Origin of the sequence: Paraburkholderia sabiae, assembly GCF_030412785.1 — a bacterium.
GTDB lineage: Bacteria > Pseudomonadota > Gammaproteobacteria > Burkholderiales > Burkholderiaceae > Paraburkholderia > Paraburkholderia sabiae.
In genome coordinates, this window is sequence record NZ_CP125295.1 from 5,302,040 (window position 1) to 5,319,794 (window position 17,755).

Annotated in this window: 20 protein-coding genes; 10 read left to right on the forward strand and 10 right to left on the reverse strand. The window is 62.5% G+C overall.

Annotated elements, in window-relative coordinates; genetic code table 11:
- The first annotated feature begins 63 nt into the window (after positions 1-63).
- Both murI and QEN71_RS23795 read left to right on the forward strand, forming a co-directional pair.
- Positions 64-948: a glutamate racemase gene (murI, locus tag QEN71_RS23790; RefSeq protein WP_201660200.1), complete on the forward strand. Its 885-nt coding sequence runs from the start codon at positions 64-66 to the stop codon at positions 946-948.
- Between the two features lie 229 nt (positions 949-1,177).
- A complete protein-coding gene (locus QEN71_RS23795; RefSeq protein ID WP_201660080.1) occupies positions 1,178-1,414 on the forward strand; it encodes a (2Fe-2S)-binding protein in 237 nt (78 codons plus the stop codon).
- Positions 1,415-1,449: 35 nt separating this feature from the next.
- Here the strand turns inward: QEN71_RS23795 and QEN71_RS23800 are convergent, their stop codons facing one another.
- The gene (locus QEN71_RS23800; protein ID WP_201660208.1) at positions 1,450-1,767 is read right to left on the reverse strand and encodes a hypothetical protein; all 318 of its coding nucleotides are present in this window, start codon (positions 1,765-1,767) and stop codon (positions 1,450-1,452) included.
- On the opposite strand from QEN71_RS23800, the gene QEN71_RS23805 reads away from it, so the two are divergent.
- From QEN71_RS23805 to QEN71_RS23815, 3 genes are read left to right on the forward strand one after another with little or no spacing between them, the layout of a single operon-like run.
- Complete coding sequence (locus tag QEN71_RS23805; protein WP_201660077.1) at positions 1,676-2,407, forward strand: energy transducer TonB; 732 nt, start codon at positions 1,676-1,678, stop codon at positions 2,405-2,407. The two genes, QEN71_RS23800 and QEN71_RS23805, sit on opposite strands and share 92 nt — an antisense overlap.
- Before the next feature lie 37 nt (positions 2,408-2,444).
- A complete protein-coding gene (locus tag QEN71_RS23810; protein ID WP_201660074.1) occupies positions 2,445-3,176 on the forward strand; it encodes a MotA/TolQ/ExbB proton channel family protein in 732 nt (243 codons plus the stop codon).
- A 16-nt stretch (positions 3,177-3,192) separates the two neighbouring features.
- Positions 3,193-3,612 carry an ExbD/TolR family protein gene (locus QEN71_RS23815; RefSeq protein WP_201660071.1) on the forward strand — a complete coding sequence of 140 codons (420 nt, stop codon included), beginning with the start codon at positions 3,193-3,195 and terminating at the stop codon, positions 3,610-3,612.
- 382 nt (positions 3,613-3,994) lie between these two features.
- Here QEN71_RS23815 and QEN71_RS23820 read toward each other — a convergent pair whose 3' ends face one another.
- Complete coding sequence (locus QEN71_RS23820; protein ID WP_201660069.1) at positions 3,995-4,975, reverse strand: LysR family transcriptional regulator; 981 nt, start codon at positions 4,973-4,975, stop codon at positions 3,995-3,997.
- Between the two features lie 121 nt (positions 4,976-5,096).
- On the opposite strand from QEN71_RS23820, the gene QEN71_RS23825 reads away from it, so the two are divergent.
- The 4 genes from QEN71_RS23825 to hemP all read left to right on the forward strand — a co-directional run bounded on the left by QEN71_RS23825 (position 5,097) and on the right by hemP (position 7,478).
- Entirely contained in the window at positions 5,097-5,969 is an 873-nt protein-coding gene (locus QEN71_RS23825) for a pirin family protein (protein WP_201660066.1), read from the forward strand.
- Between the two features lie 140 nt (positions 5,970-6,109).
- On the forward strand, positions 6,110-6,508 hold the full coding sequence (locus QEN71_RS23830; RefSeq protein WP_012401339.1) for an OsmC family protein: 399 nt from the start codon (positions 6,110-6,112) through the stop codon (positions 6,506-6,508).
- 63 nt (positions 6,509-6,571) lie between these two features.
- Positions 6,572-7,063 (forward strand): SRPBCC family protein, encoded by a 492-nt coding sequence (locus QEN71_RS23835; protein ID WP_201660064.1) that lies wholly within the window; start codon positions 6,572-6,574, stop codon positions 7,061-7,063.
- 142 nt (positions 7,064-7,205) lie between these two features.
- Complete coding sequence (hemP, locus tag QEN71_RS23840) at positions 7,206-7,478, forward strand: hemin uptake protein HemP (protein WP_201660061.1); 273 nt, start codon at positions 7,206-7,208, stop codon at positions 7,476-7,478.
- A 276-nt stretch (positions 7,479-7,754) separates the two neighbouring features.
- Here hemP and QEN71_RS23845 read toward each other — a convergent pair whose 3' ends face one another.
- The 6 genes from QEN71_RS23845 to uvrB form a co-directional block, all read right to left on the reverse strand.
- Positions 7,755-8,162 carry a GlcG/HbpS family heme-binding protein gene (locus tag QEN71_RS23845; protein WP_201660058.1) on the reverse strand — a complete coding sequence of 136 codons (408 nt, stop codon included), beginning with the start codon at positions 8,160-8,162 and terminating at the stop codon, positions 7,755-7,757.
- Between the two features lie 37 nt (positions 8,163-8,199).
- A complete protein-coding gene (locus tag QEN71_RS23850) occupies positions 8,200-9,609 on the reverse strand; it encodes a 4Fe-4S binding protein (RefSeq protein ID WP_201660055.1) in 1,410 nt (469 codons plus the stop codon).
- Complete coding sequence (locus QEN71_RS23855) at positions 9,606-10,451, reverse strand: FTR1 family iron permease (protein ID WP_201660052.1); 846 nt, start codon at positions 10,449-10,451, stop codon at positions 9,606-9,608. The genes QEN71_RS23850 and QEN71_RS23855 overlap by 4 nt, the downstream gene beginning before the upstream one ends.
- A gap of 63 nt (positions 10,452-10,514) precedes the next feature.
- Positions 10,515-10,850: a cupredoxin domain-containing protein gene (locus QEN71_RS23860; RefSeq protein WP_201660049.1), complete on the reverse strand. Its 336-nt coding sequence runs from the start codon at positions 10,848-10,850 to the stop codon at positions 10,515-10,517.
- 69 nt (positions 10,851-10,919) lie between these two features.
- Positions 10,920-11,468, reverse strand: a complete 549-nt coding sequence (locus tag QEN71_RS23865; protein ID WP_201660046.1) for an iron transporter — start codon at positions 11,466-11,468, stop codon at positions 10,920-10,922.
- Positions 11,469-11,820: 352 nt separating this feature from the next.
- Positions 11,821-13,914, reverse strand: a complete 2,094-nt coding sequence (gene uvrB / locus QEN71_RS23870; protein WP_201660043.1) for an excinuclease ABC subunit UvrB — start codon at positions 13,912-13,914, stop codon at positions 11,821-11,823.
- A gap of 378 nt (positions 13,915-14,292) precedes the next feature.
- Between uvrB and QEN71_RS23875 the strand changes: the two genes are divergently transcribed.
- On the forward strand, positions 14,293-15,492 hold the full coding sequence (locus tag QEN71_RS23875; RefSeq protein WP_201660040.1) for an amino acid aminotransferase: 1,200 nt from the start codon (positions 14,293-14,295) through the stop codon (positions 15,490-15,492).
- A gap of 96 nt (positions 15,493-15,588) precedes the next feature.
- Here QEN71_RS23875 and QEN71_RS23880 read toward each other — a convergent pair whose 3' ends face one another.
- On the reverse strand, positions 15,589-16,842 hold the full coding sequence (locus QEN71_RS23880; protein ID WP_201660197.1) for a DUF3734 domain-containing protein: 1,254 nt from the start codon (positions 16,840-16,842) through the stop codon (positions 15,589-15,591).
- Positions 16,843-16,868: 26 nt separating this feature from the next.
- Positions 16,869-17,666 (reverse strand): 3-hydroxybutyrate dehydrogenase, encoded by a 798-nt coding sequence (locus QEN71_RS23885; protein ID WP_201660037.1) that lies wholly within the window; start codon positions 17,664-17,666, stop codon positions 16,869-16,871.
- Positions 17,667-17,755 lie beyond the last annotated feature (89 nt).

Here is a 17,755-nt window from a genome sequence, read left to right on the forward strand (position 1 = left end):
TCCGATCCGCGCAACGTTCAAGCAGCGCTGCGCGGATTTTCTTATATGGCTTCCGTTGAAACCATGATCGCTTCGTCCCCCGCCTCTGCCGTGTCCAATTCGTCGCCAACGCTCGATCCGCGCGCGCCCGTCGGCATTTTCGATTCGGGTCTGGGCGGATTGTCGGTGCTTCGCGCGGTTCGCTCGGTGCTGCCGAACGAAGCGCTCGTCTACGTCGCGGATTCGCTGTACGCGCCCTACGGCGAGCGCGACGACGATTTCATCGCGGACCGCACGCTCGCGATCGGCGAATGGCTCGTCGCGCAGGGTGCGAAGGCGCTGATCGTCGCGTGCAATACGGCGACCGCGCAATCGATCGCGCTGGTGCGGGAAAAACTGCCGATTCAACTGATCGGCGTCGAACCGGGCGTGAAACCCGCGGCGCTGCAGTCGAAGTCGCGTGTGGCGGGCGTTCTCGCGACCCGCGTCACGCTGCGCAGCGCGCGCTTCCAGGGCTTGCTCGAACGCTACGCCAGCGACTGCCGCTTTCTGTGCCAGCCCGGCCTCGGGCTCGTCGAAGCCGTGGAGCGCTGCGACATCGAATCGCCTGAATTGCGTGCGTTGCTTGCCAGCTACGTCCAGCCGATGCTCGACGCGGGCGCCGATACGCTGGTGCTCGGCTGTACGCACTACCCGTTTCTCGACGCGGCGATCCGCGACATCGCAGGCGACCGGCTGACGCTGATCGACACGAGCATCGCCATCGCCCGGCAACTGGAGCGCGTGCTCGATCAGCAAGGGCTGCGCTCGCCGGAACGCGACGCCGCGCCGCAGCCGCGCTTCTGCTCCACCAGCGACGGCGCGCATCTCAAACAGCTGACCGCGAGGCTGCTCGATATCGACGCGCCCGTCGAGCGCGTGCACATTCCGTCGCGCCGCACGCTCGCGCAGGACTCGCACGCCGCCTGAGACCGACCTACGGCGGTCTCGCGCGGCCTTTGCGCTGCGTCATTTTGATGCGCGGGTCCGGCATGAATCGCGCCTCGGCCAGCGGCAAAAGCGCCGCCACGTCGTTTCCCCACCGGTTGAAACCCTTCTAACAGGCTGGTTTTGTTACAAAAATTTGCCTCGGGCGCTTGCCAAACGGCCCAAACAAAATGATAATAATTCGCATTAACGTTAGCTATCGCGAGCTGTCATGATTGTCTGCGTGTGCAAGTCTGTTTCCGACCGAAAAATCCGTGCATCGATTGCCGAAGGTATCGACACGTTCGACGAACTCCAGTTCGAGCTGGGCGTCGCCATGTGCTGTGGCAAGTGCGAGGAGTCCGTGCGGGACGTGATGGCACAAAGCGGCGTCTGCGCGAGCCACTGCGGCGTCGAGCATCACACGCAAGCTGTGCCGCTGACTTTCTACGAACGCAAGGCAGCCTGAAGCCGGATTCCACGATTCCCGGACTTCTCCGCGTTTCAACGTAGCGCTTCATCAGGCGCGCCGGTTCCGGGCGCCGTAGTTGTTTTGTTTCCGCCGTCAGCAAGCCAGTCCGACACCAGCCAGCGACGCCATTCTTCGAGGAGTTCGAAATGGAATTGCTGATCGGTTTTCTGACCACCGTTTGTATCTCGTTGCTGATATTCCGAACATGACGCTGTTTCGCATGACGTGCTGCATCGACGGCGCGCCGCCACGCTGACCATGCAGGCCACGCCCTCTCTCCCAACCGGTTTCGCGCCGGACGCTTCTGCCCGAATCAATCCGCGTATCGCTACGGTGACGGGAATCGTCATCGGACTTCACGTCGTCGCGCTGGCTATCGCCTTCACGGTGCGTGAGCTGCCGCCCGTGCCCGTCGAGACGCAGCGCACGATCACGGCGGAGCTGTTGCCGCCGCCGGCGCCCGCTGCCGCGCCCGTCGCGATCGAATCGGCCCCGCCGCCGAAGCCTGTGCCCGTGCAGAAGGTCAAGCCGAAGGTGCAGCCGCGCCCGACGCCCAAACCCACGCCGACTCCGATGCCCGTCGCCCAGGCGCCGTCGCAGCACGAGATCAGCGCGCCCGAAACGGCTCCTGCACCGCCCGCGCCTCCGGCACCGGCTGCGCCCGCAGCGCCTGCCGCACCCGTTGCGAAGCCGACGATGTCGATCACCGCGCCGAAAGACGCGTCGCATCTGAACTGCAGCATCGTCGAGCCGACGTATCCGGCGATGTCGCGCCGGCGCGGCGAGACGGGACGGGCGATTGTCCAGTTCATCCTGTCGGCGTCCGGCCGGATCGAAAACGTCGAACTGAAAAAGAGCAGTGGCTATGAACGCCTCGATCAGGCGGCGCTCGATGCTATCCGCTCCAGTTCGTGCAAGCCCTATGTAGTGGATGGCGAGGCGACGCGCGTGCCTGCCGTTCAGCCGTTCGACTTCAGCCTGAACAACTGATCAGCTGAAAAAGATTTCAAAGAAAAAAGGAATTGCCATGCAGAACTACGGTATTGCCCACGTCTGGGCACAAGGGGATTTCGTCACACGCGGCATCGCGTTGGCGTTGCTGATCATGTCGGTGCTGTCGTGGAGCGTGATCGTCGTCAAGAGCTGGAACGTGATGCGCCTGAACCGCCTCACCAAGAACGCCGAAAAGGCCTTCTGGCATTCGGACGATTTCGCCGACGGCGTGAAGAAGCTCGGCCGCGACACGTCGTCGCCGGCTGAAAATCCGTTCCTCGCGCTCGCACTGTCGGGCCAGGAAGCCGCCGATCACCATCATCAGACGCAACCGCATCTGCACGACCGCATGGACGTGTCCGACTGGGTCACGCGCTGCCTGAAGGACACGATGGACGAAAGCGTCGCGCGCATGCAGGCGGGTCTCGCGATCCTCGCGTCGATCGGCAGCACGGCGCCGTTCGTCGGCCTGTTCGGCACGGTGTGGGGCATCTATCACGCGCTGCTGACGATCGGCGCGACGGGTCAGTCGTCGATCGATCAGGTCGCCGGTCCCGTCGGCGAAGCGCTGATCATGACGGCCTTCGGTCTGTTCGTCGCGATTCCCGCCGTGCTCGGCTACAACGCACTGACGCGCGCCAACAAGGGTATCGTCAGCAAGCTGAACCGCTTTGCCCATGGTCTCCATGCGTTCTTCGTCACGGGCGCACGCCTGTCGTCGTCGAAACGCGGAGACGGTCTTCGGCTCGCGACCCGCGCCAACTAAATAGCGAGACATAGCGATGGCAATGAGCCCTTTCGCCGGCGACGAAGACGACGGCCTCATGAACGAAATCAACATGACGCCGCTCGTCGACGTCATGTTGGTTCTCCTGATCGTGTTCATGGTGACGATCCCCGTGATCCGCCATGCGGTGAAGATCGACCTGCCGCACGCGAGCAGCCAGAAGGAAGACACGAAGCCCGCGCAGGTGACGGTTTCGATCGACGCCGACGGCAATCTGCTGTGGGACGAGCAGAAAATTTCCGACGACGTGCTGCAGGCGAAAATCGCCGCGGCTGCCCAGCAGAATCCGCAGCCTGAGCTGCATCTCAGCGCAGATCGCAAGGTCGCGTACGAGAAAGTTGCAGAGGTGATGTCGGCGGCGCAGGCAGGCGGACTGACCAAGATCGGCTTCGTCACGGAGCCGAAGGCGCACTGAACGCGCCGCCCTCGTCTGATCGAAAAAGCCCTGTTTTTCAGGGCCCAAAGTAAAAGGCCTTCATCGTCGGATGAAGGCCTTTTTTCATGCGCACTCGGCGCCTTCGGGCGGCGGGATCATTTTCCGTCGCTTCTGCTCTGGATCTGATCACCACATGCGAATGCCGTGGTCGACACGGACAACGCTGTCAGCCCTATCAGGCTCACTATCAAAGCGGCCGTGATTTTTCGCATAGGACGCTCCTTAGCGAAGGGATTTCAATATAAGCCTGTGAGCTTTTTCGTACAAGCCTGCGGCCATTGAAAGTATCCATCGCCGGCCGCGCTTAAATGGCAAAAACGATATTCCCTGCCCGCTCGGGACTACGCTGATACGCGATGCATCAGGCAACCGCTGCTTTCAGGCGCAGATTCTTCGCCTCGCGCTCCGGACATTCCTGCTGGATATGCTTGCCCGTGTCGGGATCGAGCATCTCGACGAGATAGTCGACGAAGGTCCGCACTGCAGGCACCATGCCCTGGCGCGACAGGAACACGGCATAAAGCTGCGGCGACGGCAGCGTCCAGCCCGGCATCACGGGCGACAGCCGCCCGCTGCGCAACGCGGCGCCGTACATCATCTCCGGCAGCGCTGCGATGCCGACGCCCGCGAGCACTGCTTCCGTCACCGTCATCAGATCGGCCGACACGAGGCGCGGCTCATGCTCGTGCGCGTGGCGCGTGCCGTCGGGCGCGATCAGGTGATACACGTGACGGCCGTCGCCCGTGGGCGTGTCGAGCGTCTCGAAGCGCTTCAGATCGGCGGGCTCGAGCGGCGGCGCATTCTGGCTCAGGAGGCTCGGCGCGCCGACCAGCATAGCCTGCGTGCGCCACAATGGCCGCACGACGATATTCGCGTTCTCGGGCGGCTCGGAGCGCACGCGCAGCGCGACGTCGATCGAATCTTCGAACAGATCGACGACGCGATTCGTCACGCGCATCACGACGCGCACTTCCGGGTAACGATGCATGAATTCCGGCAGGATCTGCGACATGATGGTCTGCGAGATCGTCACGGGCACGCTCACGCGCACGGAGCCACGCGGCGACGCGCGCAGTTGCTGCACGACGTTGACGGCCGCCTGCGCCTCGGACAGCATCGCCTGACAGTGCTGGTAGAACAGCTGCCCTGCTTCCGTCAGCGCGAGCTTGCGCGTCGAGCGCTGCAAAAGGCGCACGCCGAGCGACGCCTCCAGCTCCGTCAGCCGGCGCGACAGGCGCGACTTCGAAATGCCGAGCACGCGTTCGGCGGCGGAAAACCCGCCGTGTTCGACGACCTGCGAGAAGTACATCAGGTCGTTCAGGTTATGCGAGTCGATCTTCATGTCATCGTTTCACTAGCAGAACAATCCATTGCGACAGACGGCCTGTTACGGCCAAAAGCGGTCCATATAATAGCCCTATGTTTCAGAAACAGTGCTATTCCCCATTTTTCGAGGTGATTTGATGAGCGCGACCCGCACGATCGAACGCACGTATCCGTCCGTACGCACGGTTGAGGGCGGCGGTTTCGTCGTCCACCGGCCGTTTCCGACCCGCATGCTGATGGATTTCGACCCGTTTCTGCTGCTCGACGAAATGGGCCCCGTCGACTACGCGCCCGGCGAGGCGAAAGGCGCGCCCGATCACCCGCATCGCGGCTTCGAAACGGTCACGTATGTGCTTGAAGGCGAGTTCGGTCATAAGGATTCGGCGGGCCATTCGGGCACGCTGCGCGCAGGCGACGTGCAATGGATGACGGCAGGCGCTGGCGTCGTGCATAGCGAGATGCCCGATCCGTCGTTCGTCGCGACGGGCGGCCGCGTGCACGGCCTGCAGCTGTGGGTGAATCTGCCGAAGCGCGACAAGATGATCGCGCCGCGTTATCAGGAAATGCCGTCGGCGGGCATTCCCGTCGCGACCTCGGACGAAGGCAAGGTGCGCGTGAAAGTGATCGCGGGCGAAGCGCTCGGCGTGAAGGCCGCCATCGAAACGCGCACGCCCATTCTGTACCAGCATTTCACGCTGCAGCCGGGCGCGCGGATCGTGCATCCCGTGCCGCGCGACTATCGCGTGTTTGCGTATGGGTTGTCGGGCACCGGCTTTTATAGCGACGAGCGGCTGGAAATCGGACCACAACAGATGATCGTGTTCGACAACGACGGCGACACGGTGACGATCGCCGCGGGCGACGCGCCGCTAGATGTGCTGCTGTTCGGCGGCGTGCCGCTGAACGAGCCCGTCGTGCGTTATGGCCCGTTCGTGATGAATACGGAAGACGAAATCCGTCAGGCCGTGATCGACTATCAGGCGGGTCGGATGGGACAGATCACGCACTGAGATCGCGGCGTTTTTTCGCGCGCCGACACTCAGCCGCGAAGCGCGGCAAATTCGTTCACAATAGCAATTCGAGCCGCGCGCCGCGTCCTGCGCCGCGCGGCGTCACCCGTTACGATTCAACGTCCCGCACAGGAGCGCGCATGGCAGACACGAAGGTCACCGCACACATCGGCTCGACGAATTTTCAGGTGCTGTTCGACGACGGCGCGCACACATGGCTCGCCGACGAACCCGAGTCGCTCGGTGGCGGCGATCGCGCGCCGACGCCGAATTCGCTGCTGCTGTCGAGCCTCGGCGCGTGCACGTCGATTACGCTGAAGATGTACGCGCAGCGCAAAGGATGGCCGCTCGACGAAGTGCGCGTGACGCTGTCGATGCAGAAAGAAGGCGACGGTACGGCGATCGATCGCCAGATCGTGCTGACGGGCAATCTGTCCGACGAACAGCAGGAACGACTCCTGCAAATCGCCAATGCATGTCCCGTGCACAAGATCCTGACCAATCCGATCTCGATCCGCACGGGCTTGGCTGTTGCTTGAAACTGCGCTTGAAACTGCGCTTGAACCTGCGTGAACCTTGAGCTTTAAGAGGAAGCTGCCGTCTTGAACTTCGAACATCTCATCCAGATCAACGATCCCCTCAATCCGCTCGTCGAAACGATGACGCGCGAGCAGTTGTGGGAAGGTCTCGTGCTGCGCGCAGAGCAGCCGCAGCTGTTCGTGATGGGCCTCGATAGCTGCTCGATCCTCGCGCGCACCGAAAGCACGCTGGAGCGCGAGCTGCACTATGGTCACGCGACCGTGCGCGATCACGTCACGCTCACGCCGAAAGAAAGCGTGCGCTACGACATCAACGCGACGGCGGACTATGTCGGCGGCTCGCTGACGATGACGATCGAGCAGCCCGACGAACTGCAGCTGTTCCTGCGCTTCGAGTACAAAACGAGCCTGCCCTCCGCCGACGACAACACCGACCCGGATGCGCATCAGACGCAAGAGATCGTGAAATCGGCGTATCGCGAGTCGGATATCGATACCGTTCGGCTGATCCGCCAATACGTCAGCGCACGCAATACGCCCGACCAGCTGCACTAACCGCCTGTGCGCCGACCGGCCTCGGTCGGCGCACACCCCCTCGCCTATCAAAACTTCAGATCGATTAATTCTTCAACCTTGTAAATGGGAATGGTTATCATTTAGAATCAATCTAACGAATCGACGAACACTAACGGCAAGCATGACGAACATGACGCGCTCTTCCACGCTCAGCCTGCGCCGCCCTGCAGCAGCGGCACTCACGACCAGCCGTCCGGCCAAATCGGTGACGACGGCACCTGCGGAACGTCAGGCAGGCAACAGCGGCAATACGGCGCAAACTGCCGAGTCGGCGGAACGCGTGCTGCGTAGCGATGCGCTGCTCCAGGGCCGCAGCCATGTGAGCATCGTGCATAACGGCGAGACGTATCAGCTGCGCGCCACGCGATTGGGCAAGCTGATTCTGACGAAGTAAGGATGCAGTAGTACCGGGTATTGTGGGGACCACCTCCCAGAGAGGTGTTGGGCACTAGCCAGCCACGACGGCTTGCACGCGAGATCTAGACCCCTTCGTGCAGACACCAAGCCAGCCGTCGAAGCAAGCCACGCCGCTTTTTTGGTTCTCACCACAACGTGTGCGCATGAATCGCGCGACGTTTGACGAATGACGAAACGAAGCCGTGCAGATGAAACCATCTGCACGGCTTCTGTCTTTTGCGGCGGCCAGCTGTACAAGCAACCGCGTGCGATATCAGTGCAACACGAGTGCCGCGATGCCCGCGCGCGCGATCGCCGTGTCCTGCTCCGACTTCACGCCCGACACGCCGATTGCGCCCACCGTCTCGCCTTCCACGACGATCGGCACGCCGCCCTCCACCATCGCGGCGAGCGGCGCGCTTAGAAACGCAATGCGCCCCTGCTTGATGATGTCTTCGTAGACCTTGGTCTCGCGACGCCCGAGCGCCGCCGTGCGCCCTTTCGCGGTCGCCATGTCGACCGTGCTGGGCGCAGCGCCGTCCATTCGATGCAGATAGAGGAGGTGACCGCCATCGTCGAGGATGGCGACAGTGACGGTCCAGTGATTCGCCGCCGCATGCGCTTCGGCTGCGGCGGCCATGGAGCGGACGTCTTCGTCGGTCAATACGGGTTTGGTTCTCACAGGCGCCTCGCGTAGTCAGTACGCGGCGCGCCGCCGATCAGTGTGCCGGCCAGTACCAGAACATCAGCCACCACGCGCTATCGACGACGGCCAGTGCTGCCATGAACCATACCATCGACAGCCCGCGCTGGAAAACCCGTGCCGAATAGCGGCCCGTCACCAGCCACGCGAGCCACGCGCTCCACGCATTTGCGATCACGAGAATCGCGATACGCACGTCCGACGCCCAGTCGAGCGGCACATGCTCGGCCTTGAGCAGCGACAGCGTCGTCGCCGACAGACCGAGGAACACGCCCGTGCCCGCGATCGGAATCAGCGCCTGCGCGAGATGATGCAGGCGCGTCATGTTGAAGCGGCCCAGCACGCGTGTCGCGCCCGCCAGCAGCGCCAGCAGCGCCGTGCCGTAGACCGCGCCCGTCGCGAGGATGTAGGCGATGATCATCGTGCCGTCGAGCCACGAGAACACGTCGTTCTGTTCGGGGTAATGCGTGAACAGGAACCACGGCGCGTTCGTGTCGAGCGGCCACATGATGTCGTGATCGATGAGCCACGTCGCGAGCGACTGCTTGACGTCGATGAACCACGGCGAGCCCGTCCAGTGGAACGCGCCGATCGCGATGCCGAGCAGGCCGTACAGAATCAGCGCCGTGTCCCACGCGCTCGCCTGCTTGTCGCCGAGATCCACGACTTCCGACGACGGCTTGCGCCACGTCAGCGCAATCGCGTCGCGGTGCCCGCTGCAACGGCCGCACATATGACACGCCGACGCGCCCTTCATGTTGCGCAACGGCACGAGCGGCGCGCAGTTGATCGGGATCACGCGATGCCCGTGCTCGCCTTCCTTGTACGAGCGGCGCCACGCTTCCTCGTCGACCTTGTAGTGGAACGGCGCGAGACGCGCCAGAAGCGAAAATACCCCGTTGACGGGGCACAGGTATTTACACCAGACGCGCTTCTCTCGACCGTATAGCAATCCGATGATGATCGCGGCGAAGGTCGATCCGCCTAAGACTAGTAAGACTGCTTTCGGATATTGATAGACGCTGACCATCTGGCCGTAGATCGTCGTCAGACCGAATGCGACGAATGGCCAGCCGCCCCAGCGCATCCAGCGCGGAATCGCCCAGCCTCGTCCATATTTGCTCGCGAACTCCGCGAGCGCGCCTTCGGGGCACAGCACGCCGCACCATACGCGGCCGAGCATCACCATCGACAGCAGCACGAACGGCCACCAGATGCCCCAGAACACGAACTGCGCGGCTAGCGTCAGGTTGTTCCACAGATGCGCCGTGTCGCCCGGCAGTTCGGTGAACGCGGGCACGAGAATCAGAAATGCATAGACGCCAACGACGACCCACTGGATGCCGCGGATGACAGCGCCGTGGCGCTGCATCCAGTGGCCGGCTTCTGCAAGCCGGCTGCGGCGGGTTGCAACTGCACTGCTCATGCCGCGCGCCCTGCTGTCTGCTGCGCCGGAGCGCGCTTCGAACGGCGGATCAGGAACCACACGACAGCCCAGTACAGCGCATACGTGATCAGGTTCATCAGCGCGGGATGCGCGCGGTAACCCGTGAGCGTCGCGACGAGCGAGCCGAACGTGCTCGAGTCGTCGAGAATCATCGACGTATTCCACACGCGATCGAGGATCGTCGGCAGGATTTCCTTGTCGATCAGCTTGTCGACACCCGTCTGGAACAGACCCGCGCCGAGGAACAGCAGCATGATTTCGGTGACGCGGAAGAAGAGCCGCCACGAGAAAATCTTGCCGCCCAGCTGCAGCAGGTAGAAGGTGGCGAACGCAAGCGCGAGGCCGATCAGCACGGCCACGATCTGGCTCGTCTCGACATGGCCCGACTGGCCGAAGCCGAGGCCGTACAGAAAGATCACCGTCTCGCTGCCTTCACGCGCGATCGCCAGCGCGACCAGCACGGCGATGCTCCACCAACTCGCGCTTTGCGTGCTCTTCTTTAGCGACTGTTCCATGTCGCGTTTGAGCGTGCGCCCATGCGACTTCATCCAGATCACCATCTGCACGATCAGAACGCATGCGACGAGCACCATCGCGGTCTGAAAATAATCTTGTGCATCGCCCGACAGCACTTCGGTAAAGCCGACCAGCGCCGCGCCCAGACCGATCGCGGCCAGGATACCGGCGGCGACACCCGCCCACAGATACGGCAAACCGTGCCGCGCCTGCTGGTCACCGTTCTTCAGCCACGCGTACAGAATGCCGACGACGAGCAGCGCCTCGACGCTTTCCCGCCATACGATGAACACTACCTGACCCATCGAAACCTCCTGCTACTTCAGTGGACGCCGCGCGTCCGAATTACGACTCGTGTTGCCGCGACGTCACTTGGCGACGATCACGCCCTGCGCCTGCTGATGAAAATCATCGAAAAACTTGTAGGTGCCGGGATCGAGCGGCGCGATCACGACCACCGATTCGGCGCCCGGCGCCAGAACCTTTTCCTTGCGCAGCTCGACGCTCTCGAATTCCGCCGCGCCCTTGCCCGTATTCTTCACTTCGATCCGGATGCGCTTGCCCGCGGGCACTTCGATACGTGCCGGCGTCAGCTTGCCGTCTGTCATTTCCAGCTTGAACGTGACGGCTTCCTCGGCAGCGTGCGCGCCGCCGACTAACGATGCCGCCATCGCGAACGCGGCAATCTTCCTGTTGATTCTCATGCACCCTTCCTGAAAATGCGGCGCGCTCTTACGCGCCGCTGACTGCATCAAGAGATCGCGATGCGGCGATCAGTAACCGCCCTTCTTGCCGATGCCCGCGAACGTGAAGTCGTATTCGAGCGTGAACGGCTTGAACCACGGACCCACGCCCGTTTCCTTGTCGACGTGACGGCCGAACGCCATGTGGCCGGTTTGCATCGGCGGTTCGACGATCAGCTTCAGGTGATACTTGCCCGGGCCAGCGAGCTTGACGTTGTCGCCGTAGTGCGGACCGTCGTCGGCCACCATCGCCATCAGATCGCCCTTCTGGTCGTAGCTCGAACCCGGCTTCGTCAGTTCGTAGCGCACTTGCAGATAAGGCATCCAGTCGCCTTCTGCGAAGCCCGTCGGATTCTTCTTGACTGCGTGGATGTCGGCTTCCAGATGGACATCGGAATCCGACGCTTTACGCATCATGCCTTCCGGATCCATCGTGATCGGCTGCAGATAAACCGCGCCGATTTCCATCCCGCCCTGGATCTGCTGCTTGCCGATCGGATATTCGGCAGCCGATGCCGACATGACGGCTACGGCAGCGAGGGCAGCTACCCCGCCGCTCAGAATTGACGAAACGCGCATTGAAACTCCTTTGATTTTTTTAGACTGAAGCAACGAAAAGCAGACTTCGGAAAGGCGCGTTGAAGCGGTCTCGCATGCGCGTGTTCTTCCCGTTCTTCGCGAACCGTCCGATGCCGCTCTCGCGAGTGCGAAAGCAGTAACGAACGGTAATGCGAACCATTCTCAATACTTGAATCAGTTTATCACTGTTCAAAGGGAAGAACAAATGTGGAAACCTCGAAAGCCTTGCTGCAACAGGGTCTTACGGGGAGCTTAAGGGTAGTTGTCGGAACGGCAGCGCGTAGGCCGCTCCAGCTTCGGGCGACGCGCGCGGCGACAATCCGCCGCGCGTCGTGCCTTCCAGGCCTGCCGCCTAGTTCGTGCCCGTCAGATGATCGCCGACATTCGCGCCGAATACGCGCTGACGCAGCAACGCGAGCTGATCCCGCATCTGAGCCGCCTTTTCGAATTCGAGATTTTTCGCGTGCTCCATCATCTGTTTCTCAAGCCGCTTCAGTTCCTTGGCGAGCTGCTTTTCAGACATGTCTTCGAACTTCGCACGAACCTGCTGCTCCTTCAGTTCGGCGCGTGCTTCGTCGACGTTGTACACGCCGTCGATGATGTCCTTGATCCGCTTAACCACGCCGCGCGGCACGATGCCCCGCTCCTCGTTGAAGGCCATCTGCTTCGCGCGCCGCCGTTCGGTTTCGTCGATCGCGCGCTTCATCGAATCCGTGATCTTGTCGGCGTAGAGAATCGCCTTGCCGTTCACGTTACGCGCCGCCCGGCCGATCGTCTGGATCAGCGAGCGCTCGGCGCGCAGGAAGCCTTCCTTGTCGGCGTCGAGGATCGCGACCAGCGAGACCTCCGGAATGTCCAGACCTTCGCGCAGCAGGTTGATCCCGACCAGCACGTCGAACGTGCCGAGCCGCAGGTCGCGGATGATTTCCACGCGCTCGACGGTATCGATGTCGCTGTGCAGATAGCGCACCTTCACGCCGTGATCGGCGAGGAACTCGGTCAGTTGCTCCGCCATCCGCTTGGTCAGCACCGTGACGAGCACGCGGTCGCCCGCGGCCACGCGCTCGTTGATCTCGGCCAGCACGTCGTCAACCTGCGTGCGCGCCGGCCGCACGGCGATTTCCGGATCGACGAGACCCGTCGGACGGACCACCTGCTCGGCCACCTGCCCCGCCGTCTTCTTCTCGTAATCGGCGGGCGTCGCAGACACGAACACGACCTGGCGCATCTTGCGCTCGAATTCGTTGAACTTGAGCGGCCGGTTGTCCAGCGCGGACGGCAGCCGGAAGCCATAGTCGACGAGATTTTCCTTACGCGCGCGGTCGCCGTTGTACATGCCGTTCAACTGGCCGATCAGCACGTGCGACTCGTCGAGGAACATCATGGCGTCCGTCGGCAGATAGTCGACGAGCGTCGGCGGCGGCTCACCGGGCGCGGCGCCCGAGAAGTGCCGCGAGTAGTTCTCGATGCCCTTGCAGAAGCCCAGTTCCTGCAGCATTTCCAGATCGAAGCGCGTGCGCTGTTCGAGCCGCTGGGCTTCGACGAGCTTGCCGTCGTTGTAGAAAAACTCAAGACGGTCTCGGAGTTCGGACTTGATCGTCTCAACGGCGCGCATCACGGTCTCACGCGGCGTCACATAGTGCGACGACGGATACACGGTAAAACGCGGAATCTTCTGACGCACGCGCCCGGTGAGCGGGTCAAACAGTTGGAGCGTGTCGATCTCGTCGTCGAACAGTTCGACGCGCACGGCCATTTCGGCGTGCTCGGCCGGGAAAATATCGATCGTATCGCCACGCACACGGAACGAGCCGCGCTGGAAATCGGCTTCGTTGCGGTTGTACTGCATCGCGATCAGACGCGCGATGACGTCGCGCTGCCCCAGCTTGTCGCCCGTGCGCAGCGTCAGAATCATCTGGTGATATTCCGACGGATTCCCGATACCGTAGATCGCCGACACCGTTGCGACGATCACGACATCGCGCCGCTCCATCAGACTCTTCGTGGCCGACAGACGCATCTGCTCGATGTGCTCGTTGATCGACGAGTCCTTCTCGATGAACAGGTCGCGCTGCGGAACGTACGCTTCCGGCTGGTAATAGTCGTAGTACGAGACGAAGTACTCGACCGCGTTGCGCGGGAAAAACTCGCGGAACTCCGCGTACAGCTGCGCGGCGAGCGTCTTGTTCGGCGCGAAGACGATGGCCGGCCGGCCCAGCCGCGCGATCGTGTTCGCCATCGTGTAAGTCTTGCCGGAGCCCGTCACACCAAGCAGCGTCTGGAACGACAGCCCGTCCTCCACGCCTTCGACGAGCGTCTCGATCGCCGTCGGCTGGTCGCCCGCGGGCGGATACGGTTGATAGAGCCGGAACGGGGAGCCCTCGTACGTCACGAATTTGGATTCGTCGAGAGCGTCGTTGACTTCACTCAGATGATGTTCGGACATGGAAGCGGCACCTCGGCCGGGAGCAAACGACTATTCTAGCGTTTTGCGAACGGGCGGGCTGACGGCTCGCCGGCTCTCGCGAAGGCTGCCGGCGTCCGTCCGCTGCCACGTTGGGATTGATGCAGCCGCGGCATGAAAACATCGCCAGATCGCTGTTTTCATTGCAATTAATCCGCGCGCCGGCCGCTCGAATGCCGAAAACCCCGGTGAGATTCGCTACAATGACACGTTGCGCGCCAGCGCGGCCGTTGGTCAGAAGCCTCATCGGAACCCGGGCCAGGATTTTCCGCCGCAAGTTCCGAACCCAGCCGCCTCAAGGTGCATACGGTTCCTAGCAGCATCCGAAGTCGTCCCTCTTTTCACTACTGCCGAATCATCATGTCTCTGTTCTCCGCTGTCGAACTCGCTCCCCGCGACCCGATTCTGGGCCTGAACGAAGCTTTTAACGCCGATACGCGCACGACCAAGGTTAATCTTGGCGTGGGCGTGTACACCAATGAAGAAGGCAAGATTCCTCTGCTGCGCGCCGTTCGCGAAGCAGAAAAGGCACGCATCGATGCAGCGCTGCCGCGCGGCTATCTGCCCATCGAAGGTATCGCCGTCTATGACGCAGCCGTGCAGAAGCTCCTGCTCGGCAACGATTCGCCGCTGATCGCCGCTGGCCGCGTCGTCACGGCGCAAGCGCTGGGTGGCACGGGCGCGCTGAAGATCGGCGCGGACTTCCTGAAGCGCGTCAACCCTGCATCGAAGGTCGCAATCAGCGATCCGAGCTGGGAAAACCACCGCGCTCTGTTCGAAAGCGCGGGCTTCGAGGTCGTCTCGTACCCGTACTACGACGCGGCAACGCACGGCGTGAACTTCGAAGGCATGCTGTCGGCGCTCAACAGCTACGCGCCGGGCACGGTCGTCGTGCTGCACGCGTGCTGCCACAACCCGACGGGCGTCGATCTGACGGTCGACCAGTGGAAGCAGGTCGTCGAAGTCGTGAAGGCACGCGAACTGGTGCCGTTCCTCGACATCGCGTATCAGGGCTTCGGCGACGGCATCGACGCCGACGCAGCCGCCGTGCGCCTCTTCGCACAATCGGAACTGAACGTGTTCGTGTCGTCGTCTTTCTCGAAGTCGTTCTCGCTGTACGGCGAGCGCGTCGGCGCGCTGTCGATCATCACGGGCAGCAAGGAAGAAGCATCGCGCGTGCTGTCGCAACTCAAGCGCGTGATCCGCACGAACTACTCGAACCCGCCGACGCACGGCGGCGCAGTCGTCGCAGCCGTGCTCGGCTCGCCCGAACTGCGCGCGACGTGGGAAGCGGAACTGGGCGAAATGCGCGACCGTATCCGCGCGATGCGCAATGGTCTGGTCGAAGGTCTGAAGGCGGCGGGCATCGACCGCGACTTCAGCTTCGTCAACGCACAGCGCGGCATGTTCTCGTACTCGGGCCTGACGGCAGCGCAAGTGGACCGTCTGCGCGAAGAGTTCGGCATCTACGCCGTCAGCACGGGCCGCATCTGCGTGGCCGCGCTGAACACGCGCAACCTGGACGTCGTGGCTAGCGCCGTCGCTGCTGTGTTGAAGTAATCTCGCGAGCGTGACGGCGCGAGTCGCCGTCTGATCGTGAATAAAAAAGGCGCTCCTTGTGAGCGCCTTTTTTCATGCCGTGACGATTGATGACCGTCAGCGCAGGTCGCGGTGAATGTCGTGCGTGACGAACCCCGCGTCGTTCTCCGGCAGGTCGAGCCAACCGGGCTGCTCAAGCGAGTTGCGGATGTCGTCGAGGCCGCTTTCCCAATGCTGCTGCATCGTCGACAAACCGAACTGATAGTCCTTGTAATGCCCTTCGTATTCCTTGTTGCGATAGATCAGGTGCATGATGTTGTATCGCTTCGAGCACGACAGTTCCTGGGCGAGCTTGCACCAGGGGTCGTCGCGATGCTCGGGTGATACACGTTCAAGCACTTCGCGCAGCACATGCCGGAAGCGCTGCGTGTGCTGCATCATGTCCGTAACGAGGCGCGTTCGGCTCGAATACTGAACGTCCTTCATACGTCCCTGCACATCGGTGATGTTGTCCGGCACCGGCCCTAGCGCACTCCACAGATCGACTTGAAACGCCAGCGTATCGCGTCGTGGACTGGCTTGCGCAACCTGGTAGAGCGGCGTATTCGACATCAGCCCGCCGTCCCAGTAGTACTCGCCATCGATCTCGACGGCACCGAAACCCGGTGGCAACGCGCCCGACGCCATGAAGTGCTCGGGCTTCAACGTCGTGTGCATGTTGTCGAAATAGGCGAAGTTGCCCGTGTGCACATTCACGGCGCCCACCGACACATGCATTTCCTTCGAGTCGTTGATCCGCTCGAAGTCGCAGAGCCGCTCCAGCGTCGCCTTGAGCGGCGTGGTGTCGTAGTAGCTCGCGTTTTGCGGCGGAACGGACACAGCGGGCAGCGGCGGCGGAAAGCGCGGCGTGAAAAAGCCCTTCTGTCCGTCGACGAGTGCGCCGACCGCCTGCATCGCGGTGAACGCCTTGCGCACCGTATCGTTCGAATTGAAGAGCGCCTGTTCGATGGACGGCGGCACGGGCGGCCCAAAAGCCGGCTGGCAAATGGTTTCCCAGAACTCGCGCAACTTCTCGACGCGATGTTCGGGCGCATTGCCCGCAATGATCGCCGTGTTCAGCGCGCCGATCGAAATGCCAGCGAGCCAGTTGGGCAGAATGCCCGCCTCGTCGAGCCCCTGATAGACGCCCGCCTGATACGCGCCGAGCGCGCCGCCGCCCTGCAGCATCAGCGCAATGGTTTCGTACTGAGGCAGCGTCGCGTGATGACTGGCGCGAACGCCGGGCGCTGCGCCCGCCTGCTCGCTTTCCCCCGCACCGGCGCCGCCGGCGCGTGCCCGCTTCACGCCACGTTGTGAGTCGCGTTGCGCCATCATCACCTCCTCGCGTTTTACATCGGTTATTGCATGTACCAGCCGTGGCTGACGATGAACGACTGACCCGTGAGCGCAGCCGTCGGGAACGACGACAGGAACAGCACCGTTTGTGCGACGTCTTCGACCGTGGTGAAGATGCCGTCCACCGTGCCGCCCAGCATCACGCGACGGACCACTTCTTCCTCGGGGATGCCGAGTTCCTTCGCCTGCTCGGGAATCTGCTTGTCGACGAGCGGCGTGCGCACGAAGCCCGGACATACGACATGCGAGCGCACGTTATGTTTCGCGCCTTCCTTCGCGAGCACGCGCGAAAGACCGAGCAGCGCGTGCTTGGCCGTCACGTAGGCCGACTTCAGCGGCGACGCTTCGTGCGAATGCACCGAGCCCATGTAGATCACGATGCCGCCGCGATCGTCCTTGTACATGTGCTTGAGCGCGGCCTTCGTGGTGAGGAACGCGCCGTCGACGTGAATGGCCTGCATCTTCTTCCAATCCGAGAACGAATAGTTTTCGATCGGATTAACGATCTGGATGCCGGCATTTGAAATCAGGATATCCACCGAGCCGAGTTCGGCGGCCACTTTGTCGATGCCCTGGTTGACGGCGTCTTCGTTCGTTACGTCCATTGCAACGCCGAGTGCCTTGCCGCCTGCCTTGTTGATCTCTTCAGCAACGGCGTTCGCGCCGTCCTGGTTCAGGTCCGCAATCGCGACAGCGGCGCCCGCGGCCGACAGCGTCAACGCGATCTGCTTGCCGATGCCGCTCGCCGCGCCCGTGACGACGGCGACCTTGCCTTTCAGACTCTCATTCGATGACGACATCCAGAACCTCCATGCAGTTGATTGAGCAATGACAACATGGCGCGCAGGCATCGTAAAGCTGGCTGAATGGCATATGCCGTTCGGTCGAT